The organism is Rhodospirillaceae bacterium (genome assembly GCA_028819475.1).
Classification (GTDB): domain Bacteria; phylum Pseudomonadota; class Alphaproteobacteria; order Bin65; family Bin65; genus Bin65.
Map to the genome: position 1 here is coordinate 44,211 of JAPPLJ010000036.1, position 23,646 is coordinate 67,856.

A 23,646-nucleotide genomic window follows, 5' to 3' on the forward strand; every position below is an offset into this window, starting at 1 on the left:
CGCCCGGCGCCGTCGGTCAATGGAGGGCGACCGGCGCGCCCGCGCTGCCGACGACATAGACGAAGCAGAACAGGAACAGCCAGACGACGTCGACGAAATGCCAGTACCAGGCCGCGGCTTCGAAGCCGAAATGGTGATCGGGCTTGAAATGCCCCTTGACCGCCCGGAACAGGCAGACCGCCAGGAAGGCCGTCCCGACGATGACGTGGAAGCCGTGAAAGCCCGTCGCCATGAAGAAGGCCGACGAATAGATGCCGCCGTTGGCGATCCGGGCGCCTTCCTCCGTCACCTTCTGGCCGCCTTCGATCAGCATGGAGAAGCTGAACGGCGCCTGGGAATATTCGATCGCCTGCAGGGCGGTGAAGCACAGGCCGAGGAAGACGGTGGCGGTCAGCCCCTGGATCAGCCCCTTGCGGTTGCCCTCCTTCAGCGCGTGGTGCGCCCAGGTCACCGTGCAGCCGGAGAGCAGCAGGACCATGGTATTGAGCAGGGGCAGGTCCCAAGCGTCGAACACGCTGATATGCGAGGGCGGCCACTGGCCGCCGTTGGCCAGTTCGCGCGCATACATTTTCGCGGCCTCGCCGACCTGCACGCCGCCGTCGCCGAAGATGGCGCTGTCGAAGAAGGCCCAGAAGAAGGCCGCGAAGAACATCACCTCGGAGGCGATGAACAGGACCATGCCGTAGCGCAGGCCGAGCTGGACCACCTTGTTGTGGTAGCCGTCATGCTCGGCTTCGCGGATCACGTCGCGCCACCAGACATACATGGTGAACAGCAGGCCCAGGAAACCGGCGATCGAGATGTACGGCCCGGTCACCCCGTGGATCCACAGGACCGCCCCGCCGAACAGGGCGAGCGCCGAGACGCCGCCGACGAAGGGCCACGGGCTCGGATCCACCAGGTGATAGGGATGTTTGTGGGCTTCAGCCATGGTCGTTCGTTCTCCCCGGGCCCGGCGCAGCGCCGGACGTTCTGGTCCCGTGCGTCAGTTGCGGATCGCCCGCGCGGCGGTTTCGTCGCCTGTCCGGGCCGGATCCTCCGCCCTGCCGTCCTCCGAATCGCTCCCGGCGGCGCGGAAGAAGGTGTAGGACAGGGTGATGGTGTCGACATCGCGCAGGTTGCGGTCCTTCGCGATGGCCGGATCGATGAAGAAGCTGACCGGCATGTTGACGGCCTGGCCCGGTTTCAGCGTCTGCTCGTCGAAGCAGAAGCAGGCGATCTTGGTGAAATAGACTCCCGCCTTGGCGGGCGTGACGTTGAATGTGGCGATGCCGGTCGTTGCGCTGTCGTCGAGGTTCCGGGCGGTATACGCGACCAGCCGCCGCTTGCCGACGGCGACCCGGACGCTGTCGACCGCAGGCTGGAAGCGCCAGGGCAGGTTCGGGTTGGTGTTGGCGAGGAAGCGCACGGTGATCGTCCGGCCGGCAGCCGTTTCGGGCGCCGCCGCGGCCCGCTGGGTTGTGCCGCCGAAACCGGTCGCCCGGCAGAACATCTCGTAGAGCGGCACGGCATAGACGACCAGCAGCGTCATGCCCGAAAGGATCGCCAGAACGCCGAGAACGGTGTTCCGCTTGCCTTTTGCGAGAGAGCCGCGCGCCGCCATGGTTCGCCTTCCGCCCCGTTTCAGCCCGACGCCAGATCGAATTTGACGATCGTGACGATGTAGACGATCAGCACGAAGGCGACGAGGACGGCCAGCAGGGCCAGATTGCGGCCGCGCCTTTTGGCCCGGACCGTATCGGCCTTGATCGCAGGACTTTTCGTTTCCGCCGCGCCGGCCATCGCACCCGCCTCAGAGCAGACCGCTCAGCGCCCGGTCGGCGGCGAGCGCGGCGAACAGGCCGAACAGATGGGCCAGCGAGATCAGAAACATGCGCCGGGCCGCGCCGTCGCTTTCGCCGTCGCCGTCGCCGGTGCGCCAGACCGCGACCGCCGCCTGGAGGAACCACAGCGAAAGCACCGCCGCGGCGGCGCCGTACAGCCAGCCGGCCAGGCCGGTTGCGACCGGAACCAGCGCAAGCGGCGCCAGCAGGGCGGTGTAGACGAGGATCTGCTTCTTGGTCTCGCGCCTCCCGGCGACCACCGGCAGCATCGGCACGCCGGCCCGGGCGTAGTCGGCGTCGCGATAGAGCGACAGCGCCCAGAAATGCGGCGGCGTCCACATGAAGATCAGCAGGAAGAGCACGAGGCTGCCGATGCCGACGTCGCCGGTCACCGCCGCCCAGCCGATCATCGGTGGAAAGGCGCCTGCCGCGCCGCCGATCACGATGTTCTGCGGCGTCCGGCGCTTCAGCCACATCGTGTAGACGAAGACGTAGAAGCCGATCGTGAGCGCGAGCAGGGCGCCCGCGGCCAAGTTCACCGTCAGCGCCATCAGCGTGACGGCGAAGACTGCGAGGATCACGCCGAAGGCGAGCGCGCTTTCGGGCTCCACCCTGCCGGCCGGAATGGGCCGGCCGCGGGTCCGCGCCATCACGGCGTCGATGTCGCGGTCGAACCACATGTTGATCGCGCCCGAGGCCCCGGCGCCGACGGCGATGCAGATGACCGCGAGCGCCGCGATCACCGGATGGATCGCGCCCGGCGCCAGATAGAGGCCGACCAGGCCGGTCAGCACGACGAGCGACATGACCCGCGGCTTGAGCAGGGCGACATAGTCCCGCCAGTCCGCCTCGTTCGGTGCGGCGGCAATGAGCGGCGACGATGCGGTCGTCTCGGTCATGGCGCTTGCGGACCTGCCTCGGGTTCTGCCGGCCGCCTAATGGTGCGCGCCGGCTTCGACCTTCGGCAACTCGTCGTAGGTGTGGAAGGGCGGCGGCGAGGATACCTTCCACTCCAGCGTCGTCGCCCCTTTGCCCCACGGATTGTCTCCCGCCGTCGCGCCCCGGGTGTAGGCCCTGAACAGGAGGAACAGGAACAGGAGGGTCGCAAGGCCGCCCAGGTAGGCGCCGAGGGAGGCGACGAGGTTCCAGCCGGCATAGGCGTCCGGATAATCGACATAGCGGCGCGGCATGCCGGCGAGGCCGAGGAAGTGCATCGGGAAGAAGGTCAGGTTCGCGCTGATGAACATCAGCCAGAAGTGCAGCTTGCCGAGCGTCTCCGGATACATTTTCCCGGTCATCTTCGGGAACCAGTAGTAGAAGCCGGCAAAGATGGCGAACACCGCGCCCAGCGACAGCACATAGTGGAAATGCGCCACGACATAGTAGGTGTCGTGCAGCACGTAATCGATGCCGGCATTGGCCAGCACGACGCCGGTCACGCCGCCCACGGTGAACAGGAAGATGAAGCCGAACGCGAAGAGCATCGGCGTTTCCATCCGAAGCGAGCCGCCCCACATGGTGGCGATCCAGGAGAAGATCTTGATGCCCGTCGGCACCGCGATCACCATCGTCGCGGCGGTGAAGTAGGCCCGCGTGTTCACGTCCATGCCCACCGTGTACATGTGGTGCGCCCAGACGATGAAGCCGACGAAGCCGATCGCCACCATGGCGTAGACCATGCCGAGATAGCCGAACACCGGCTTGCGCGAGAAGGTCGAGACGATCTGGCTGATCATGCCGAAGCCCGGCAGGATCAGGATGTAGACCTCCGGATGGCCGAAGAACCAGAACAGGTGCTGGAACAGGATCGGGTCGCCGCCGCCGTCCGGCCGGAAGAAGGCCGTGCCGAAGTTGCGGTCGGTCAGCAGCATGGTGATGGCGCCGGCCAGCACCGGCAGCGACAGCACGAGCAGGAAGGCGGTGACCAGGATCGACCAGACGAAGAGCGGCATCCGGTGCAGGGTCATGCCCGGCGCGCGCATGTTGAAGATCGTCGTGATGAAGTTGATCGCGCCGAGGATCGAGCTGGCGCCGGCGATGTGCAGCGCGAAGATCGCCATGTCCATCGCCGGCCCGTCATGGCCGGTGAAGCCGAAATTGGCGCCGGTCGAGGAGAGCGGCGGGTAGATCGTCCAGCCGGTTCCCGCGCCGCCGCCCAGGACCGCCGACAGGATCAGCAGGACCAGCGCCGGCGGCAGCAGCCAGAAGCTGATATTGTTCATGCGCGGGAAGGCCATGTCCGGCGCGCCGATCATGATCGGCACGATCCAGTTGCCGAACCCGCCGATCATCGCCGGCATGACCATGAAGAAGATCATGATCAGGCCGTGGGACGTGACCAGGACGTTGAAGAAATGGCCGTCCATCAACTGGACGCCGGGATTCTGCAACTCGGCCCGGAACCAGATCGACATGGTCAGGCCGACAAGGCCGCCGATGACGGCGAAGATCAGGTAGAGGGTCCCGATATCCTTGTGGTTCGTGGAAAAGAGCCAGCGGACCCAGAAGCCCGGGACGTGATCGTCATGGGCGTGATCGTCGTGGGCGGGGGCTGCACCGTAGGCCATGTCAGGTCCTCTTCCCTATGTCCTCCGGCGCTGCCCGAAACCCGGGGCGCCGTCCCTTTGCCGTCTGCCGGGCGGTGGCGGCCGGCTAGCGTTGCGCCGAAGCTGCGGCGATCCTTGCCGGCGTTCCCTTTACGGGCGTTCCGGTCCGCGCGGTCTTCTGCGGTTCGCGCACCACGCTGAAGCCGTCGCTGTCTTCCGTGGCTTTCTTCCAGGCCGCGGCAAGCCAGGCCTTGTATTCCTCAGCCGTCACGACCCGCAGGCCGATCGGCATGAAGGCGTGATCCTGGCCGCAGATTTCCGAGCACTGGCCGAAATACCAGCCCGGACGGGTGAAGCGCACCCAGGTCTCGTTGGTCTGGCCGGGAACCGCATCGACCTTCGCGCCCGATGCCGGGATCGTCCAGGCGTGGATGACGTCGGCGGCGGTGACGTAGACCCGGACGGTCGCATCGACCGGCAGGACCATCTCGTTGTCAACGTCGAGCAGCCGGATCACGTCGCGTTTGTGTTTGGCCTGGAAGCTCTTGTTCGCCTCTTCGCATTCCTTGCGGTTTTCCGGATCGATCGTGCCGCGGCAGGCGATCCGGCTTTCGAACCGCAGCTTGCCGCCCTCCGCGGTCGAATATTCGTAGCTCCAGTACCACTGGTGGCCGACTGCCTTGACCGTCATGACCGTCTTGCCGGCGGCTTTCTCGGCCACGGTCGGCTCGGGGGCCTTGTCGGTGTAGTAGAGCAGGCGGAAGGACGGCACCGCGATGACCACCAGGATCAGCACCGGAACGACCGTCCACACGACTTCAAGCAGCAGATTGTGGGTCGTCTTCGACGGCGTCGGGTTCTTCGATTCGCGGAATTTCACCACCGTCATGACCAGCAGGGCCAGGACGAAGAGCGAAATCAGCGTGATGAGGATGAGCAGCAGGTCGTGGAACTCGTCCACCTGCTCCATCATCGGCGTCGCCGCCTTCTGGAAGCCCATCTGCCACGGTTCGGGCTGCGCCGCGAAGGCCGCGCCGGACAGCGCAAGCGCCGCGGCGGCCGTCAGGCCCCCGGAAATGCCCCCAAAGACGCCCCGGGAAAAGACCGAAAATGCGGCGCGGCGCGCCGGACGGAAGGCGAACGACATCGGTTCATCCCGCTATGCCAAGGTACGCCGCTGCAGCCAGCGCCGTGAAACTCCGCCCCGGCGAATACATCGATTTCGTCAGCCCGGGCCGGGGCGCGTCCAGAATACGGCCGCCATGCCTTCGCCCCGTGTTTGACCAAGGGTCTCTTTTTCATGGCGGAGGCGCCTCCGGGACACCGCCGAAAATAGGAGTCGCGACGCCATGGCCGCCAGCCGATTCTTCGCGACCTGATGTCACATAAATCGCGGAAATCCAAGGATTCTGTTGCTTTGCGCCCGATCGGCCGGCGCGCTTGCGACATCCCGGCCCGCCGGGATGCGGCGGCGCGTCCGGCCCGTCATGCCGGGCGGCGGAACGGAACCGTGGCTGTCAGGGGCGCGATTCTTCAGCCTTGCAGGTTTCCGAACGCGAGGAGCCCGGTGAGAAAGGTATCCGCCTGCGCCGTTTTTCGCAGACCGCGCCAGTCCGCCAACGCCCGGTCTGCCCGGTTCGCGAGATTGAGGGCCTCGCGGCGGGTGAAACGGCGCGCCAGATCGTAGTCGGCCTCGTGGCGGGCCTGCTGAAGATCGACGAACGTTCTGGCCAGCGCAACAAGATCGGGCTGCAACGGCAGGCCGTTCAGTCCGGGGCGAAGTTTCGGCGATACGCCGCCGCCGGCGAATTGCCCGGCGAATTGCTTTGCGACCCGGTGCATATTGCGATGGGAGAAGCCACGGGCCAGACAGCGGCGCAGGGGTTTCCGGTCGTTGCCGGACATCATGCGCCGCGTCGCTTCGTCGATCAGCATGTGGAAAACGGCGTAATAGGAGGCCGAAACCGACCGGCGCAGGCTGGCTTGCCGCGGGCGCTTCGATTCCCTGCGGGCGAGATGCCGGGCCTGGGCCAGCAGATCGGAATGGAGGCTCATGCGAGCTGTGCCATCTCGGAAGCGCCGCGGAAGCGGACATAGACCCATTTCGCGTCGCCGGCTGTCCGGTGGACGCAATCGCGGATCGTTTCCTGCAGCCGGTCCAGGTCCGCGGCTTCGACCTCCTCGTCTTCCAGCAGGGCCCAGACCCACACGGCCGGCTCGTCCACCCAGTCGAGTCCCGTTTCGACCTGCCATCCGCCGACCCGGGCCGGAAGATCCGACAGTTCGTCGAGCGCCGCTTCGATTTTGGTTACTGCAATCTCCATCCCGATCGTCCGGTTGCGTTTCCGGCTGTTTCCGAACGGATGTCAACATAACCCGGAAGGGCTGATAGTCAAACGATTAAATTTTTGCCGTCGCTCCAGTGCAGCTTCGGCGGCATGGGGCCGGTATCAGTCCCCGAAGCCCTGCCAGTCGGTGAAGGCGCCGGCGGGCTCGCGTTCGGAATAGAGCGCGTTGACGGGCGCGGACGTGTCTTCGTAGCCCATGCTCATGCCGCAGATCAGGATATGGTCCTCCGGAAGGCCGAGGACGGACTTCACCGTATCGGTATAGTCGACCCAGGCGGCTTGCGGGCAGGTGTCGAGCCCGTGGCTGCGCGCGGCGACCATCACATTTTCCAGGAACAGGCCCATGTCGATGAAGGAGCCGGTCTCCATGCGCTTGTCCATGTGGAAAAACAGGCCGACCGGCGCATCGAAGAAATCGAAATTGCGGCCGTGCTGCCTGTAGGTCCGGTCGCGCTCGCCCTTGGCGATGCCGAGCAGGCCGTACATGTCCCAGCCCAGCTTGCGCCGCCGCGAGACGTAGGGCTCGAACCATTTCACCGGGTAATAGTTGTAGCCCATCTCCTGTGCGCCGCCGCCGTCGCGCTTGGCGTGGACCGCGTCGCTGACCGCGTCGCGCGCCGCGCCGGTGACGACCGTGACGTGCCAGGGCTGGACGTTGGTGCCGCTCGGCGCCCGGGCCGCCACGTTCAGGATGCGCTCGATCAGGTCTTTCGGCACCGGCCGGTCGGGCAGGAAGGCGCGCACCGAGCGCCGGGTCGCGATCGCCGCTTCGGCGCCGTTCAGGCCGGCGGCCGCATCGCGCCGCCCGTAACCGAAGTCCGGCGGCGACTGGATTTCCGCATCGGGCATGGAAACCGTCCGTCCGTTCGAGGCGCGAAGAGAACTATCGACTACCACGGCGGATGGCCGTGTCAAACCGGCAACGGTCTCCGCCGAAGTGCGCAGACATCAGGCCGCAGCGCCGCGTCGCGATATTGCGGTTGGCACAGCCGGATTGCCATTGTATAGAATATATAGCGAACAAATCGATTGAAACCGGCAGTGGAGCGAGCGGATGACGTTTTCCATCCAGGCGGAAGACGCGGTCGTCGGGAGGTCAGGCAGGCGCCGGATCACCTTGATCGTCTACGACAACGCGGTTTCGGTGCGCAGTCTGATCGAAGCGCGCGTCCACCGGCTGCTATCGGCAGAGAGCGACCGGCAGAACGATACCGCCCACCCTAAAGTGGACCTCGATTCGCGGGAATTGGAGCTTAACCCGTCGCGGCGGGCAAATCCGGATTCCGACAAACGGCAGCGACTGATCGAAGAAGCGTGCGAATCGTTCGAGAAGAACGGCTTCTTCGTAATAGTGGACGGCATCCAGAAAGACCGTCTCGACGAAATGGTCCCTCTTACCCCCGAATCGGAAATCCGCTTCCTGCAACTCGTGCCGCTGGTCGGGGGATAGCCGGCCGCATGGCCCTCTTCTACAGATTGCGGCGCCGCGCGTGGAAGAGAAACGCAACTGCGTTCGACTATACGATCGAAGAAATTATAGATGAGTGGATACGGTGGCCCGGTAAGCTCGACAAGGTTACAAAACTCTCGACCGTCAAGAACATATTAGACGGGCCGGGCGAACAATACCTCGAATACGTTTTTTCGATCGCCAAACGTCGTTCGGCTAGGCGAATTCGTCCTTTGACGGAGACTCAAGCCCGAACGCCCTTTTTTTCTTTCGGAAATGTCGAAAGTGACTTAATTAGGGTCCAAATTCTGTTGCTTCGCCACAAAGCGCATTGGACCGAAAGGCAATTGCTCTCTTTGCTCGATCTCTGGATCGAAGCAGTCGGAAATTGGGACGTTGTGCCGTCAGAGGAAAGTGTCGGAATTTTCGAAAGGCTGGCAAGAGAAACTCCACTGGCACCCTGCCTCATCGACAGGATCAAGAAACTGTGCCGGCTTTTGGAGAAAGACGCTGGCGGATCGACGACGATCAGCGGGCGGTTTTGGATTTTGTTGGGCGATGACGCGCCCTACCACAAACAACTTATGTACGGCATTCGTATTGAACTAAGAATTCTGTTGGAAAACGTTCCGCCTTGGGAAGCGGCTCATTGGTCGCGTTTTTTCTCGCAACTAAAGAGAAATCCCGGTTCAGTACCAACAAAGAAGTGGTTAGCCGCGGTACGCGACTCGCTAACTCCTATCGGCGAACAGACATTCGCTGAGAAAATGGAAAAGTGGACAAAGAAAAAACTGCAGAATCGTGGTAGCCTGCTTCTTTCTACGATAGAGCACAAAGGTAAATTCGGTCGCCAGTTTATGTGGGCTTGCGCTTCCTTTCCTTCGGATCGCATGGCCGAACGGCTTTCAAATTTCGCAGATGAGTATTTTACTAACGGTCACCTTAGTCTGGGCGGCGCGGCCGCTAGGACGCTGGGATGCTTCGGGACGATGTCGGCGATCCGGCGGCTGCAATGGCTCGCGCAAAAACACCCGAAGCCGGCGCGGCGCAACGCCTGCGAACGGGCGATCGACCATGCCGCGAAGCGCCTGAAGCTGACCCGCCGGGATATCGAGGAACTCAGCGTCGAGACCTTCGGACTGGACGACGACGCGCGCGTTGCCGAAACGATCGGCGGATACGTTGCATCAATCTTTGTCGAAGACGCGCAAAAGGTAGCGGTCGCGTGGACCAACCCGGGCGGCAGGACGCTGAAATCGACGCCGAAGCCCCTTCGCGACCGTCACGGTGACGACCTCGCCGCGCTCCGCAGGCGGGTGAAGGACATGCGCCGGCAGTTGTCGATCCAGCGCCAGCGCATCGACCGGCTGCTGATGGCCGATCCGGTCTGGACCTTCGAGATCTGGCGCAGCCGTTATCTCGAGCACGGGTTCCTGCGCCCGTTCGCCGAGCGCCTGGTCTGGGAGTTCCGGGCCCCGGACGGCGAACCGTTTACGGCTGTGCCTATGAACGGCCGGGCGGTCCTTCACGACGGTAGCGAACGGCCTTTTCCCGGCGGCGACGGAATGGTCCGGCTCTGGCATCCGATCGATGCGGACGTCCCGACGGTGCAGGCCTGGCGTACCTTCCTGTTCGACCGGGAATTCCGGCAGCCGATCCGCCAGGCGTTCCGCGAGATTTATGTGCTGACCGACGCCGAACGCGAAACGAAGACATATTCGAACCGTTTCGCCGGCCACTTCATCCTGCAGAAACCGTTCCAGGGCCTGATGCGCACGCGGGGATGGCGCTCGCCCATGTTCGCGAATTTCGATCCGGGCGGCGACCCCACGCTCGATCTGCCGGACGGCGATCATGTGGCCGTGTTTTCGGTCTTTACCGAGACCGACGAATTCTATGCCGAGGTGCTCACTACCGAGCAGATGTTCTTCCGGGACAAGGACTGGAACCGGACGCTGATCGAACATGTTCCGCCGCGGGTGTTTTCGGAGGTCATGCGGGATATCGACCTGTTCGTTTCGGTCGCCAGCGTCGGCGCCGACCCGGCCTGGATGGACCGGTTTGCGGGGCAGGAGGCCTGGCGCTACGGCGCGGACTATGCCGGCCGGCCGCTGACCCCGGCGGGCGAGAGCCGGCGGGACGTTCTGGCCCGGCTGCTACCGGCCTTTGCCATTGCCGAGCGCTGCACGCTGGAGGAACGCTACCTGCGCGTTCGGGGCGATCTGGCCGAGTACCGGATTCACCTCGGATCGGCGACCGTCAAGATGGAACCGGACGACCAGTATCTGTGTATCGTCCCGGCTTCGTCCGGCAAGCGGCACAGCGGCTATGCCCGCTGGCTCTTGGACGAGGACCACGTGCTCAGCATGATCGTCAGCAAGGCGATGCTGCTGGCGAACGACGAAAAGATAACCGACGCGACGATTCTTTCGCAGATCCGGTCGCGCAACCGGCGGCCCGGCCGGTAGGTTTACGCTGCCGCCGCCATGCTGCGCAGGACGTAGTGCAGGATGCCGCCGTTGCCGAAATAGGTGACCTCGTCGGCGGTATCGATGCGGCACAGAAGGGGGACGGTCCGGGTCGCACCGCCGGCGTAGCGGATCGTGCAGGCGACATCCATGCCCGGCGTTATGCCGCCGGCGATGCCGGTGATGTCGAAGGTCTCGTCGCCTTTGAGGCCGAGGCTCTCGCGGCTTGCGCCGTCCTTGAACTGGAGCGGCAGCACGCCCATGCCGACCAGGTTCGAGCGGTGGATGCGCTCGAAGCTCTCGACGATCACCGCCTTCACGCCGAGCAGCCTCGTGCCCTTGGCCGCCCAGTCGCGCGACGAGCCGGTGCCGTATTCCTTGCCGCCCACGACCACCAGGGGCACACCCTCGGCCCGGTAGCGCATGGCGGCGTCGTAGATCGGCATTTCGTCGCCGGACGGCTGGTGGCGGGTCACGCCGCCTTCGGTGCCCGGCGCCATCTCGTTGCGGATGCGGATGTTGGCAAAGGTGCCGCGCATCATGACCTCGTGGTTGCCGCGCCGCGAACCGAAGCTGTTAAAGTCGCGCGGCCGGATCTGGTAGGTCTTGAGATAGTCGCCGGCCGGACCGTCCTCCTTGATGACCCCGGCGGGCGAGATGTGGTCGGTCGTCACCGAATCGCCGAGGCGGGCGAGGGAACGGGCGCCGACGATGTCTCCGACCGCGCCGGCTTCCGCCGTGATGCCCTCGAAATAGGGCGGATTGCGGACATAGGTGCTGGACGAATCCCAGTCGTAGGTCAGGCCGCCCGAGACCTCGATGGTCTGCCAGTTCTCGTCGCCCGCGAAGACGTCGGCATAGCGCTCGCGGAACATGGCCGGCGTCACGCAGCGGTCGATGGTCTCGGCGACCTCCCGGTTGGTCGGCCAGATGTCCTTGAGATACACGTCGTTGCCGTCCGCATCCTGCCCGATCGGCTCATTGTAGAGGTCGATCCTGAGCGACCCGGCGAGGGCGTAGGCGACGACGAGCGGCGGCGAGGCGAGGTAGTTGCCCCTTGTCAGCGGATGGACCCGGCCCTCGAAATTCCGGTTGCCGGACAGTACCGCGCAGACCGTCAGGTCGCCGGCCTCGACGGCGTCGTGGATCGGCTCCGGCAGCGGCCCCGAATTGCCGATGCAGGTCGTGCAGCCATAGCCGACCAGGTTGAAGCCGAGGGCGTCCAGATCGTCCTGCAGGCCGGCCGCCTCGATATAGTCGCTCACCACCTGGGAGCCGGGCGCGAAGCTGGTCTTGACCCAGGGTTGCCGTTGCAGGCCCTTCTCCCGCGCCTTGCGGGCGAGCAGGCCGGCGGCCACCAGCACCGCCGGGTTCGAGGTATTGGTGCAGCTGGTGATCGAGGCGATGACGACGTCGCCGTCGTCGAGGGACCAGTCGGCGCCCGCGACCGGCTGCGCGCGCCGGCGGGATTCGAGCGCCTCGAATTCGCTGCTTGCGTTCGTGAGCGCGATCCGGTCCTGCGGCCGTTTCGGGCCGGCGATCGACGGCACCACGTCGCCGAGGTCGAGCTCCAGCGTATCGGTGAACAGCGGATCGGGCGTATCGGCATCGCGCCACATGCCCTGCGCCTTCGCATAGGCCTCGACGAGGGCGACCCGTGCCGGGTCCCGGCCGGTGAATTCGAGATAGCGCAGGGTCTCGGCGTCGATCGGAAAGAAGCCGCAGGTCGCGCCGTATTCCGGCGCCATGTTGGAGATCGTCGCTTTGTCGGCCAGGCTCAGATTGTCGAGCCCGGCGCCGAAAAACTCGACGAACTTGCCGACCACGCCGCGGGCGCGCAGCATCTGCGTGACGGTCAGCACGAGATCGGTCGCCGTCGCGCCTTCCTTGAGCGTTCCGGTCAGCCGGAAGCCGATCACCTCGGGAATGAGCATGGAGACCGGCTGGCCCAGCATCGCCGCCTCGGCCTCGATGCCGCCGACGCCCCAGCCGAGCACGGCGAGGCCGTTGACCATCGTCGTGTGGCTGTCGGTGCCGACGCAGGTGTCGGGATAGGCGATTGTCTCGCCGTTCTCGTCGCCGGACCACACGGTCTGGGCGAGATATTCGACGTTGACCTGGTGGCAGATGCCGGTGCCCGGCGGCACAACGCGGAAATTGTCGAAGGCCGTGGCGCCCCAGCGCAGGAACTCGTAACGCTCCCGGTTGCGCTCGAACTCGCGCTCGACATTCTGCCGGAAGGCGTCGGGCGTGCCGAAATGGTCGATCGACACCGAATGGTCGATCACCAGGTCGACCGGCACCAGCGGATTGATCCGCTCCGGATCGCCGCCGAGCGCGCCGATCGCGTCGCGCATCGCCGCCAGGTCGACGACCGCGGGGACGCCGGTGAAGTCCTGCATCAGCACGCGCGCCGGCCGGTAGGCGATCTCGCGGCTCGATTTCCGGCGGTCGAGCCACGCGCCGAAAGCGCGGATGTCGTCGGCGGTGACGGTGCCGCCGTCCTCGTGGCGCAGCATGTTCTCCAGCAGCACCTTGAGCGAGAAGGGCAGCCGGGCGATTTCACCCAACCCGTTCCCGGCGGCGGCGGGCAGGCTGAAATAGGCATAAGATTTGCCCCCGGCCTTCAGTGTCCGGCGGGCGTCGAAGCTGTTCTGCGTTCCGGTCAGGGGCATGGTTCGGGCTCCGGGTGCAGCGGCAGAAGGGCCGTCGGCGGCGCGGCGGTTCCGGCACTCTGAATTTAGGAATGGCGCTCCGGTTACACCATAGCTATGGATCGGGTGTCCATGCTGTTATCGGTGCGGCGAAGCCGCGGATTATAACTCGGTTTGAGGAGTCTCTGCCCGCCGCGGCTTCCCGGCCGGTTCGGTATCGGCAGCGCTATACCCACCCGTCATATCGACCGAAGCCCCGGATTTCATCCGGGGCGGAGTGGAGATATCTTTCACCCGCGATGCAGGTCCCATTGCGGTGTGCCGGAAAGATTTCTCCACTTCGCGCCTGGCGGCGCTCCGGTCGAAATGACGGCAGGGGATTGACGGCGCAATGAATTTCAAACTGAGTCGTTGTCGATCCGCCGGCAGGCGAACATGAGACCGAAGGTTCTTCCGGAATGACAAAACCGCAGGATGTGCTCGATTTCTGGCTCGCGCCGGCGACCCGCGAGCGCTGGTTCGACAAGGATGCCGATTTCGACGCCGAAATCCGGCGCAGCTTCGAAGCGGCCCACAAGGAAGCCCTGGCCGGCCGGCTGGACCGCTGGCAGGAGACCGCCGACGGCGCGCTGGCGCTGGTCATCCTGCTCGACCAGTTCCCGCGCAACATGTACCGCGACACGCCGCGCGCCTTCGCCGCCGACCCGAAAGCGCGCGATGTGACGGCAGCGGTGCTCGCCCGCGGCTTCGATCTGGCCGTGGCGGACCAAGAGCACCGGATGTTCTTCTACCTGCCGCTCGAACATTCGGAAGACGCCGCCGACCAGCAGCGCTGCGTCGATCTGGTGCGCGAGCGCTGCCCCGACACGGATTTCCTGCAATGGGCCGTCGCCCACAAGGAGGTCATCGACCGGTTCGGCCGCTTCCCCCACCGCAACGCCATCCTCGGCCGGCCGAACACGCCGGAGGAGGAAGAGTATTTGAACGATCCCGATGCCGGTTTCTGACCGCCCCGCCCGCCGTTCCGGGGCAGGCGCCCGATGAACGTCCTCGTCGTCGGCGGGGGCGGGCGCGAGCATGCGCTGTGCTGGAAGCTCGCCGCTTCGCCCCTGTGTTCCCGACTCTATTGCGCGCCGGGCAACGCCGGGATCGCGCAGGAGGCGGCCTGCCTCGATGTCGGCGCGGAGGACGTCGACGGCATCGTCGCCGCGGCGCAGGAAAACGCCATCGACTTCGTCGTCGTCGGACCCGAAGCGCCGCTGTGCGCCGGGCTGGTCGACCGGCTGGAGGCCGCCGGCATCGCCGCCTTCGGCCCGACCGCCGACGCCGCCATCCTCGAAGGCTCCAAGGCCTTCATGAAGGACCTGTGCGCCCGCTACGGCATCCCGACCGCGGCCTACCGCCGGTTCACCGACGCCGCCGAAGCGCGGGCCTGGATCGCCGAACGGGGCGCGCCCATCGTCGTCAAGGCATCCGGCCTCGCCGCCGGCAAGGGGGTGATCGTCGCGCAGACCGTCGCCGAGGCCCAGGCGGCGGCCGGCGCCATGCTGGACGAGGGCGCCTTCGGCGCGGCCGGCGCCGAGATCGTCGTGGAGGACTGCCTCGAAGGCGAGGAAGCGAGCATTCTCGCCCTGGTGGACGGCGCGCATTTCGTGCTGCTGCCCTCGGCGCAGGACCACAAGGCGGTCGGCGAGGGCGACACCGGGCCGAACACCGGCGGCATGGGCGCCTATTCGCCGGCGCCCGTCGTGACCGAGGAACTGGCCGAACGCATCCGCGCGGAGATCGTCGCACCCACGGTCGCCGCGATGGCGGCGGAAGGCCGGCCCTTCAAGGGCGTGCTCTACGCCGGCCTGATGATCGGGCCGGACGGGCCGAAGGTGCTGGAGTTCAACACCCGCTTCGGCGATCCGGAATGCCAGCCGCTGATGATGCGCCTGATGTCGGACCTGCTGCCCGCCCTGATCGCGGCGCGGGACGGCGAGCTGAAGGATTTCGACCTGCGCTGGTACGACGAGCCGGCGCTGACGGTCGTGCTGGCGGCCGAGGGCTATCCGGGCGCCTATGGGAAGGGCTCGGAAATCCGCGGCCTCGACGCGCTGACCGGCGATCCGGACACGGTCGTCTTCCACGCCGGCACGACGGCCGACGGCGACCGCATCCTGGCGACGGGCGGGCGGGTGCTGGGCGTGACCGCGATGGCGCCGACCGTCGCCGAAGCGCAGGCCAGGGCCTATGCCGCCGTCGACGCCATCGACTGGCCCGAAGGCTTCTGCCGCCGCGACATCGGCTGGCGCGCGGTGGCGGAGTAGGGCGGCGGGGCAGGGCTTTGGGCAAGACGATCGAGTTCTACTGGGAGGTCGGCAGCACCAACAGCTATTTCGCGCTCCACCTGCTCCGGCCCATCGCCGAACGCCACGGGGCGGCGATCCGCTACATCCCGATCAATCTCGGCCACGTCTTCCGGCATCACAACTACGTCCTGATGGACGAGCCGGAGGCCAAGATCGCCAACCGCATCCGCGATCTGGAGCGCTGGGCCGAGCACTACCGGCTGCCGTTCCGCTTCCCGACCGTCTTTCCGATCAAGACCAGCCGGGCCCTGCGCGGCGCCATCGCCATGCGCAGGTGGGGCCGGGAGGTCGAGTACATCGACGCGATCTTCGCCGCCTACTGGGAGCGCGACGACGCCTCGATCCAGCACTATGCCGGCCTGCGTCCGATCGCGGCATCGCTCGGCGTCGACCCGGACGACTTCGAGGCCGCCGCGGAAAGCGACGAGATCCGCGCCGCCCTGATCGCAGCGACCGACGGCGCACTGGCCCGCGGCGTATTCGGCGCGCCGACCATGATCGTCGGCGGCGAAATCTTCTGGGGCAAGGACCGGATGGATTTCGTCGAGCGGGAACTGGCGAAAGGCTGAACGGGTGCGCCGCGCGGCAACGGTCTCTCGCCGTGATTCCGGCCGGAGCGGCCGTCGCTGCTCTTCCCAACCCGTCATTTCGACCGAGCACCGCGAGCGGAGAAATCTTTCCGGCACGGCGCTCCGGTCCCGGCACCGCGCGTGAAAGATATCTCCGCTCCACGGCCCTGCGGGCCGCTCCGGTCGATATGACCGGTCGGATTGATTGGAATTAATGAACATTATGCTTGCAATTCTCGTCTATATTCCTATATTCGCAAAAGGAACATAAATCGAACAAAAGGAAGCCGCCATGTCCCAGCCCTTGTCCGCCGACCCGGCCGAATCCCGGCCGGAGTCGCCGCCCCATGCGCCGACCCCGGATGCGCCGCCCGCGCACCCGCCCCTCACCCTGCGCCAGGAGGAGTTCTGCCGCCATAATGCCGCGACCGGCAACGCCGCAGGGGCGGCGCGGGACGCCGGCTATGCCGCAGGCTCGGCGCGCCAGACCGGCCACGAGCTGCTGGAGCGGCCGGCCGTCGCCGCACGGGTGCGCGCCATCCGGGCGGCGTGGCGGGCGGTCGAGCGCGAGGAGGCGCAGATCCTGCTCGGCCGGCTCGAACAGGCCTGGGACGCCGCGGTGGAAAAGGGCTCGGCGTCGCTCATGCTCCGGGTCATCAGGTTGCAGGCCGACCTGTCCGGCCTCGACCCGCGCAATGCCCACCGGCGCGCCGGCCTGTGGCCCCTGCCCGGAGAGGATGCAGTGCCCGATGCAGATGACTCCGGTGTGGCCGGCCCCATCGCCGAGGCGGTGCGCCGGGGCCGGCACCGGACCGAGCGGGCCCTCGCCGCCCACCGGGCGAGCCGCAGGGCGCTGGAGCGGCACACGGATTTCGACGAGGCGGCCTGGCTGGCGACGGCCCAGCGCCTGCACGCCACCGTCGAGGAGCGCCGGCCCCGCCGTCCGGTTCGGATGGACCGCAGGCCCGCGCCCGCCATGACGAATCCTGACATTTCCTTACACGGGCCCTCACATACCGCCGCGGACGCGCCGGCGACCGACAGCCCGGCGAACGCGTCGGTCCCGACGGAACATGACATTTCCTTGCACCGGGCCGGCCTGCGGCCGGCGGCCGCGGAGGACAACCGCAAGAGCGCCGCCGCGGAACGGGCCGCCGAGGAGTTCAGAGAGTACAGGATCCGGGCTGACCGGGCGTATCTCAGGTGCCGCTCGGAGGACGCCGAACCCGTCTTGCCGCCCGCCGGGGAGCCCTGCCCCATCGAGCGGCGCGCCGCCGAAGAGGAGCAGGACTTTCTCAAGGGCCTCGCCCGCACCCGCCCGCGGGTGGAAAACCGGAACGCCGGGATGTATCTCGCCGAATTCAAGGAAGTGCGCCCCAGCCGCGGAGAGGAGCCGGACCACGGCGAATCCTGACATATCCTGACAATTCCCAATGGTCGCATTGTTGCCCAACCGTCCCTTGCCGCCCCGGACGGAGCGACTTGCCCCGGACCGCGATCCACCCTCGATTGCCACCCCGGACGGAGCGCAGCGACGATCCGGGGCCCAGGGCCTGCCCTGAGCATGTCGAAGGGGCCACAAGTCGAGGCCGTGCCGGGCGACTCTGGGCCCCGGATCGGGGTCCGGGGCGGCACTGTGTTGCGTTCGGTGCGAGCCCGAAGCCCCATGACGAATCATTACGTTTCATGACAATTCATGACACCCGCACTGTCCTCTCCCCCGTCATTTCGACCGAACGAAGTGAGTGGAGAAATCTTTCCGGTTCAGCGCTTCGGACGTTGCACCGCGCCGGAACGATATCTCCGCTCCGCCCCGGCCCCTTCGAATTCGCTCAGGGCAGGCTCCGGGCCGGGGCTCCGGTCGATATGACGGAGCAGGGAACGGAGGGCGGGCCGCCGGAACCAGGCTTCCCGGCTATCCGGGCTTGCGGACCCAGAACAGGTACATGCCGTCGAAGGTATCGGGATTGTCGCGCTCGAACGCCGCCCAGGCCTGGAGGTCGAGCGCCGCCGACTCGCCGTGCCCGTCATTGACACTGGCCGCGAAGGCTTCGGCGATGTGCGGGCGCACGTCCATGTGGAGGAACTCGAGTCCTTCCCCCTCCAGAAATTCGCCGATGGCCTCCAGCGTCAGCGGCGTTTCATGGGCGTGGAACAGCAGGTCGCGCACCTCGCTGAGGGTGTAGAAATCCGCCGAATCCGCGAGCCCGCGTTCGAAATCGTCCTCCGGCCCGTCGGGAGTCTGGGCGAGAATGCGGGCGCGGACCGCGCGGACCGCATCCGGGTCGGCTCGGTCGATGCCTTCGGCGGCCAGTCGTTCGCGCAGTGCAGTCAGCCCGCGCCGGGCGGTCGCGCTGTAGAGGCCGACATACATCAGCCCGCCGGGCCGCAGCCGGTCGAGCAGGATGCGCCAGCCGGCGAACGGATCGGCCATGTGGTGCAGGACGCCGATACATTCGATCAGGTCCGCCGGCCGGTCGAACGGCGGCTCGAAGTCCGGCAGGTCGAGGATATCCGCCTGCCGGAACCGGATCGCGTCGAGGCGGTGCCGGCGCGCCTTCATGGCCGCGTAGCGCAGGCTGGCCCGGCTGAAATCGAACGCCAGCAGCCTGGCGTTCGGCGCGTAGGCCAGAGCGGCCTCGACCGCCTGCCGGCCCGTGCCGCAGCCCGCGATCAGGATGCGCAGCGGGCCGCCGGTCCAGCCGCCGTCCGGTTGCGGCCCCCCGGACCCGCCGGCAATCCGGTCGAGAAACGCCCGCACGGCGCCGGCCAGCGGCGGCTGCACCCAGCCCCAGCGCGGGTAGGGGTTGGCCTCGTATTGCGCCGCTACGGCATCGCCGGTCCGGTCCGCGGCGGAGACGTCCGGGCCGAGATCCGCATCGACCCGCGCCATCTCGTGCCGCTCGCGCCGGATGTTACCGGCCAGCCCGGCCAGCGCTTTCGGCAGCCGGTCGCCGTCGCCGCGGTCGTCGGCCGGACACCAGCGTTCCGCCGGCAGGTACAGCGCCGCGGCGAAGCAGTGGGCCGGATCGGCCGGGTCCAGCCGGTCCACGGCCTTGCGCTCCGCGTCCGTAACCGGCCACACCCCTTCGTTCAGCCAGGTCTGCCGGGCCATCGCAGCGAGCAGGGCTTCGTCCTGTTCCGCCGGGTCCCGTTCCGCCGCCGGTTCGGCCATCGATTCCAGCACCGTGCGGCGGCGCGCGACGAGCCAGGCTTCCAGGCCCGGTTCCCGGACCGGCGCCGCCTCCAGCAGGGCGGTCAGCAGGGCCGCCTCGTCCGTCCCGCGGGAGAAGGCCGGCGCTTCGCCGCGTTCGGCCAGCAGCAGGCCGGCCGCCCGGGCGAGCGGGTCGGCAGCCACCCGGTCGAGCCGCAGCGCCGCGGCCAGGCCGGCGGCGTCGACCCGCGAGAAGTTCACCGGCGTGACCGAAGCCAGGATATCCGACAGCTTGCGCGCCGATTCCGCCGAGCGCGGGTTGAGGGCGAGATGGGCGGCCAGCATCTCGATCGCCGCCATCGCATGGCCCCCGGAACCTGAATGGGCCAGCAGCACCCGGGCGAGCAGTACGGCGGCAGCGGCGTCCTTCGGCGCGCCGTCATGCGCCTCGCGCAGCAGCATCAGCGCGTAGCTCCGGTTGCCCCCGGCGAGCGCCCGCCGGGCCTGCGCGATCAGTCTTTTCGTACCGGCCCTGGCCATCGCCGCCGTCAGTCGCTGAGCGCCCGCGGGTCGAGGGAGTCCTGCAGGCCGTCGCCGAGGAAGTTGAAGGCGATCACGGTGACGAAGATCATCAGGCCCGGCCAGATCATCAGCTGCGGGGCGCTGGAAAGCTGCTCCTGGGCCCCGGTCAGCATGTTGCCCCAGCTCGGGATCGGCGGCTGGATGCCGAGGCCGAGGAAGCTCAGGACCGATTCGAACAGGATGATGCCGCCGACCGAGAGCGTCGTCGCGACGACGATCGGCGAGATCGCGTTGGGCAGGATATGGACGCGCATGACCCGCCACGGGCTGGCGCCCATGGCGATGGCCGCGCGGACGAATTCGCGCTCCTTGAGCGACAGGGTCGCGCCGCGCACCAGCCGGGCGACGCCGGTCCAGCCGAACAGCGCGGTGATGACGATGATGCGGTAAAGGCTGATATCGCCGCTGTTGGCGACCGAGGCCGGCAGGCCGAGCTTGGTCAGGTCGACCGCGGCGAGCACGATCAGCAATGGCAGGATCGGCAGGGCGATGACGCCGTCGGTGACGCGCATCAGCAGATCGTCGAGCCGGCCGCCGAAATAGCCGGCGACGATGCCGATGGCGGCGCCGATGATCGCCGAGAACACGGCGGCGACCAGCCCGACCAGCAGGGAAATCCGGCCGCCGTAGAGCAGGCGCACCAGCAGGTCGCGGCCGAGTTCGTCGGTGCCCAGCGGATGGGCCAGGCTCGGCCCCTGGAGGATCGCGCTCAGGTCGACATCGCGGATATCGGCGCCCAGCAGCCGCTCGACCGCCGGCGCGAAGACGGACGCAAGGATAAGCACCGCCAGGACGACGGCCGAGGCCACGGCGAGCCGGTGGCGCAGGAAGCGGCGCAGGACCCGCAGCCGCAGCTCGTGCCGGCCGGCGACGGTAATCGCGGCGGCCGTCATGTTTCCGTTCTCATGTCAGGGCGATCCTGGGATCGAGCACGGCGTAGGCCACGTCTGCGCCGATATTGGCGGCAAGCGTCACGAAGGTGGCGAACAGCAGGCCGACCAGCGCGAGGTTGAAATCGTTGGCCAGGATCGAATCGTAGATCATCTTGCCCATGCCCGGATAGGCGAACACCGTCTCGGTGATCAGCGCGCCGGAGAACAGCGTGCCGAAATCCAGCGCGATGATGGTGACGATCGGGATCATGGCGTTGCGCAGGGCGTGGCCGGTCAGCACCCCGCGTTCGCTCACGCCCTTGGCGCGCGCGGTGCGGATGAAATCCTGGCGCATCACCGCCATGGTCTCGGCGCGCACGAAGCGGGTGAAGCCGGCGACGTTGAGCAATGTCAGCGACAGCACCGGCAGGACGAGATATTGCAGCCGGTCCCAGAAGCCGCCCTTGCCGATGGTCTCCAGCCCGCCGGCCGGAAACCAGCCGAGCCAGACCGCGAAGACGAAGATCAGGATCAGCGCCAGCCAGAAGGGCGGCGCCGAGCGGCCGGCGAAGCTGAACAGGTTGATCGCGTAATCGTGCAGCGAATAGGGCCGGGCCGCCGCCCAGACGCCGAGCGGAATGGCGATGGCCGCGGAGAGCACGAAGCTGATTCCCATCAGCAGCAGCGTGCGCTCGAGATGCGGGCCCATGACGTCCAGGACCGGCCGGCTGTGGGTGCGCGAGAAGCCGAAATCGCCGCCCAGCGCCGCGCTCAGCCAGTTCCAGTAGCGCTCGCCGATCGGCAGGTCGAGGCCGTAGAGCGCGCGCAGGCGGGCGGCGTCGTCCGGCGTCAGCTTCGGATCGGAGGCGATCATGATGTCGATCGGATCGCCCGGCATCAGCCCGATCAGGGCGTAGACCAGGAAGGACATGATCGCGATCACCGCCAGCGACTGCATCAGCCGGCGGATCAGGAAGGCGCTCATTGCTGCTTCGCGTCAGCGCCGGCGCGCCAGTCCTCCACCCACAGGGTCGTGGAAAATTGATGCCCGGTCGGCCGGATGCCCGCCAGCCAGCGCGGGATCACATAGGGATTGGCGCGGAAATAGAGCGGCAGGACCGGCAGTTCCTCGGCGTAGATCTGCTGGATGCGCCGCCAGATCGGCAGGCGGTCCTTCAGCGTCAGGGTCACTTCGAGCGTTTCGATCAGCCGGTCCATCTCGGCATTGCGGAAACCGGGGAAGTTCTGGCCCGACCAGTTGTTCTTCGCCGTCGGAATTTCCGACGAATGCAACGTGCCGCGCGGGTTCGATTCCGGCGCCGAGATCCAGGCATACATTGCCATCGCCGGGAACTGGCGCTGGGTCACGGTGCGGCCGAAATAGACCCGGGCCGGCTGGGTCTTGAGCCGGATTTCGACTCCGATGCGCCGCCAGTATGCTTGCAGGATTTCCATGACCTGCTCGCGCACCCGGTGCCCCGATGTGGTCATCAGGGACAGGCTCAGCCGCTCGCCCTTGGCGTTGTAGCGCCAGCCGTCGCCACGCCGCTTCCAGCCGGCGGCGTCGAGCAGCGCCGCCGCTTTCTTCGGGTCGAACGGATAGGTCGTCACCTCCTTCGACGCCACCCGGTCAAGCGGGCTGATGTTGGTATCGGCGACCGGCTGGAGGCCGCGGAACAGCTGCGCACTCATGCGCTTGCGGTCCATGCCGTAGGCCAGCGCCCGGCGGACCCGCCGGTCCTTCAGGATCGGGTTGTCGAGGTTGAAATCGATATGCTCGTAGATCAGCCCGGCCTTGAAGATGAAGCGGTAGCGGTTCGCCGCCCGGCGTTGCAGCGCGTTCGCCTGGTCGAGCGACAGGCCGAGTTCGCCGGCCGCATAGTCGATGCCGCCGGCGCGCAGGTTGGCTTCCAGCGCCGCGGTGTTGCCGATGACCCGGACGACGATGCGCCTGAATGACGGCGCCTTGCCCCACCAGGTCTCGTTCGGCACCAGCTCGACATGGGAGCCGGAGACGATGCGCGCAATCCGGTACGGCCCGTAATAGAGGCCGGGATTGGCCGGGTCGCGGTCGTAGGTCGTGCGCTGCCGGTATTCCTTCGGCTCCCGGAACGCGTCGGTTTCGAGATGCGCGGGCATCGGGTCGGGCACGAGCTGGTTGTAGTCGTAGCGCAGCTTGTCCAGCACCTGGACGAAGGTCCGGTCGTCGATGCGCTCGATGGCGACGGTGCGCAGGAACGGCTCGCGGCCGGCGACGCCGCTCTGCGGATGGCGGCCGACCTTCCAGGCGAAGACGACGTCGTCCACGCTGACCGGCCGGCCGTCGCCCCATTTCGCGCCCCTGCGGATGCGCCAGGTGATGCGCAGGCCCTGCTTGCCCTTGAGTTCGCCCTCGTCGAAGGTCACGACCTGCGCGCCGCCGTTCTCGACCGTGGGCAGGGTCTCGCACAGCAGGCAGACCAGCTTCCATTCCCGGTCGAAGGTGACGAAGGGCCGCCGCGCCATGGCCAGGATGTAGCTCTTGGCCAGCATCGAATCGATCATCGGGTTGAAGGTCGACGGGAACTGGGTAATGCCGATGGTGAGCCCGTCGCGCGCCTTCTCCTGGGACTGCGCCGGCGCCGCAGCCGCGAGGAGCATCAGCATGAGTATGACTGCCCGGATCATGCCGCGCAGATTGGCCGAAGCCCGCATCCGGCGCAATCGCCTATGCGCCGCCCCGGCCGGGATTTGCTGCGCGGCGCAGGCCGGCGCCGCGGAGAAACCGCCCTACGAAATCGAGTGATTCTCGGGACGCGACGATGACTGTGCCGCGCCGGGGAATCC

At 67.0% G+C, this 23,646-nt stretch carries 20 protein-coding genes; 6 read left to right on the forward strand and 14 right to left on the reverse strand.

Features of this window, described 5'->3' with window-relative positions; translation table 11 throughout:
* Positions 1-16 precede the first annotated feature (16 nt).
* The 9 genes from OXM58_11305 to OXM58_11345 form a co-directional block, all read right to left on the reverse strand.
* The gene (locus tag OXM58_11305; GenBank protein MDE0148947.1) at positions 17-931 is read right to left on the reverse strand and encodes a cytochrome c oxidase subunit 3; all 915 of its coding nucleotides are present in this window, start codon (positions 929-931) and stop codon (positions 17-19) included.
* A 54-nt stretch (positions 932-985) separates the two neighbouring features.
* Complete coding sequence (locus tag OXM58_11310) at positions 986-1,603, reverse strand: cytochrome c oxidase assembly protein (GenBank protein ID MDE0148948.1); 618 nt, start codon at positions 1,601-1,603, stop codon at positions 986-988.
* A gap of 20 nt (positions 1,604-1,623) precedes the next feature.
* Complete coding sequence (locus tag OXM58_11315; GenBank protein ID MDE0148949.1) at positions 1,624-1,782, reverse strand: hypothetical protein; 159 nt, start codon at positions 1,780-1,782, stop codon at positions 1,624-1,626.
* A gap of 10 nt (positions 1,783-1,792) precedes the next feature.
* Positions 1,793-2,722: a heme o synthase gene (locus OXM58_11320; GenBank protein MDE0148950.1), complete on the reverse strand. Its 930-nt coding sequence runs from the start codon at positions 2,720-2,722 to the stop codon at positions 1,793-1,795.
* 36 nt (positions 2,723-2,758) lie between these two features.
* On the reverse strand, positions 2,759-4,390 hold the full coding sequence (gene ctaD / locus OXM58_11325; GenBank protein ID MDE0148951.1) for a cytochrome c oxidase subunit I: 1,632 nt from the start codon (positions 4,388-4,390) through the stop codon (positions 2,759-2,761).
* 85 nt (positions 4,391-4,475) lie between these two features.
* A complete protein-coding gene (coxB, locus tag OXM58_11330; GenBank protein ID MDE0148952.1) occupies positions 4,476-5,516 on the reverse strand; it encodes a cytochrome c oxidase subunit II in 1,041 nt (346 codons plus the stop codon).
* Between the two features lie 386 nt (positions 5,517-5,902).
* Complete coding sequence (locus OXM58_11335; protein MDE0148953.1) at positions 5,903-6,424, reverse strand: hypothetical protein; 522 nt, start codon at positions 6,422-6,424, stop codon at positions 5,903-5,905.
* Complete coding sequence (locus OXM58_11340; protein MDE0148954.1) at positions 6,421-6,693, reverse strand: hypothetical protein; 273 nt, start codon at positions 6,691-6,693, stop codon at positions 6,421-6,423. The genes OXM58_11335 and OXM58_11340 overlap by 4 nt, the downstream gene beginning before the upstream one ends.
* A gap of 126 nt (positions 6,694-6,819) precedes the next feature.
* Entirely contained in the window at positions 6,820-7,566 is a 747-nt protein-coding gene (locus OXM58_11345) for a nitroreductase (protein ID MDE0148955.1), read from the reverse strand.
* Between the two features lie 268 nt (positions 7,567-7,834).
* On the opposite strand from OXM58_11345, the gene OXM58_11350 reads away from it, so the two are divergent.
* Both OXM58_11350 and OXM58_11355 read left to right on the forward strand, forming a co-directional pair.
* Positions 7,835-8,167, forward strand: a complete 333-nt coding sequence (locus tag OXM58_11350; GenBank protein ID MDE0148956.1) for a hypothetical protein — start codon at positions 7,835-7,837, stop codon at positions 8,165-8,167.
* 8 nt (positions 8,168-8,175) lie between these two features.
* Entirely contained in the window at positions 8,176-10,635 is a 2,460-nt protein-coding gene (locus OXM58_11355; protein ID MDE0148957.1) for a DUF4132 domain-containing protein, read from the forward strand.
* Positions 10,636-10,637: 2 nt separating this feature from the next.
* Here the strand turns inward: OXM58_11355 and acnA are convergent, their stop codons facing one another.
* On the reverse strand, positions 10,638-13,310 hold the full coding sequence (gene acnA, locus OXM58_11360; GenBank protein MDE0148958.1) for an aconitate hydratase AcnA: 2,673 nt from the start codon (positions 13,308-13,310) through the stop codon (positions 10,638-10,640).
* Positions 13,311-13,747: 437 nt separating this feature from the next.
* On the opposite strand from acnA, the gene OXM58_11365 reads away from it, so the two are divergent.
* From OXM58_11365 to OXM58_11380, 4 genes are all read left to right on the forward strand, one after another.
* A complete protein-coding gene (locus tag OXM58_11365) occupies positions 13,748-14,296 on the forward strand; it encodes a DUF924 domain-containing protein (GenBank protein ID MDE0148959.1) in 549 nt (182 codons plus the stop codon).
* Positions 14,297-14,329: 33 nt separating this feature from the next.
* Positions 14,330-15,601, forward strand: coding sequence for a phosphoribosylamine--glycine ligase (purD, locus tag OXM58_11370; protein ID MDE0148960.1), 1,272 nt, complete (start codon positions 14,330-14,332; stop codon positions 15,599-15,601).
* A gap of 17 nt (positions 15,602-15,618) precedes the next feature.
* Positions 15,619-16,212, forward strand: coding sequence for a 2-hydroxychromene-2-carboxylate isomerase (locus tag OXM58_11375; GenBank protein MDE0148961.1), 594 nt, complete (start codon positions 15,619-15,621; stop codon positions 16,210-16,212).
* A gap of 292 nt (positions 16,213-16,504) precedes the next feature.
* Positions 16,505-17,626, forward strand: coding sequence for a terminase small subunit (locus tag OXM58_11380; GenBank protein ID MDE0148962.1), 1,122 nt, complete (start codon positions 16,505-16,507; stop codon positions 17,624-17,626).
* Between the two features lie 501 nt (positions 17,627-18,127).
* Here OXM58_11380 and OXM58_11385 read toward each other — a convergent pair.
* Genes OXM58_11385 through OXM58_11400 form a run of 4 tightly spaced genes read right to left on the reverse strand, consistent with a single transcriptional unit; the run spans position 18,128 to position 23,514 of the window.
* Positions 18,128-19,906: a class I SAM-dependent methyltransferase gene (locus OXM58_11385; GenBank protein ID MDE0148963.1), complete on the reverse strand. Its 1,779-nt coding sequence runs from the start codon at positions 19,904-19,906 to the stop codon at positions 18,128-18,130.
* Positions 19,907-19,914: 8 nt separating this feature from the next.
* Positions 19,915-20,841, reverse strand: a complete 927-nt coding sequence (locus OXM58_11390; protein MDE0148964.1) for an ABC transporter permease — start codon at positions 20,839-20,841, stop codon at positions 19,915-19,917.
* A 10-nt stretch (positions 20,842-20,851) separates the two neighbouring features.
* On the reverse strand, positions 20,852-21,805 hold the full coding sequence (locus OXM58_11395; GenBank protein ID MDE0148965.1) for an ABC transporter permease: 954 nt from the start codon (positions 21,803-21,805) through the stop codon (positions 20,852-20,854).
* Positions 21,802-23,514, reverse strand: a complete 1,713-nt coding sequence (locus tag OXM58_11400; protein MDE0148966.1) for a peptide ABC transporter substrate-binding protein — start codon at positions 23,512-23,514, stop codon at positions 21,802-21,804. Before OXM58_11400 ends, OXM58_11395 begins: the two co-directional genes overlap by 4 nt.
* Positions 23,515-23,646: the final 132 nt, after the last annotated feature.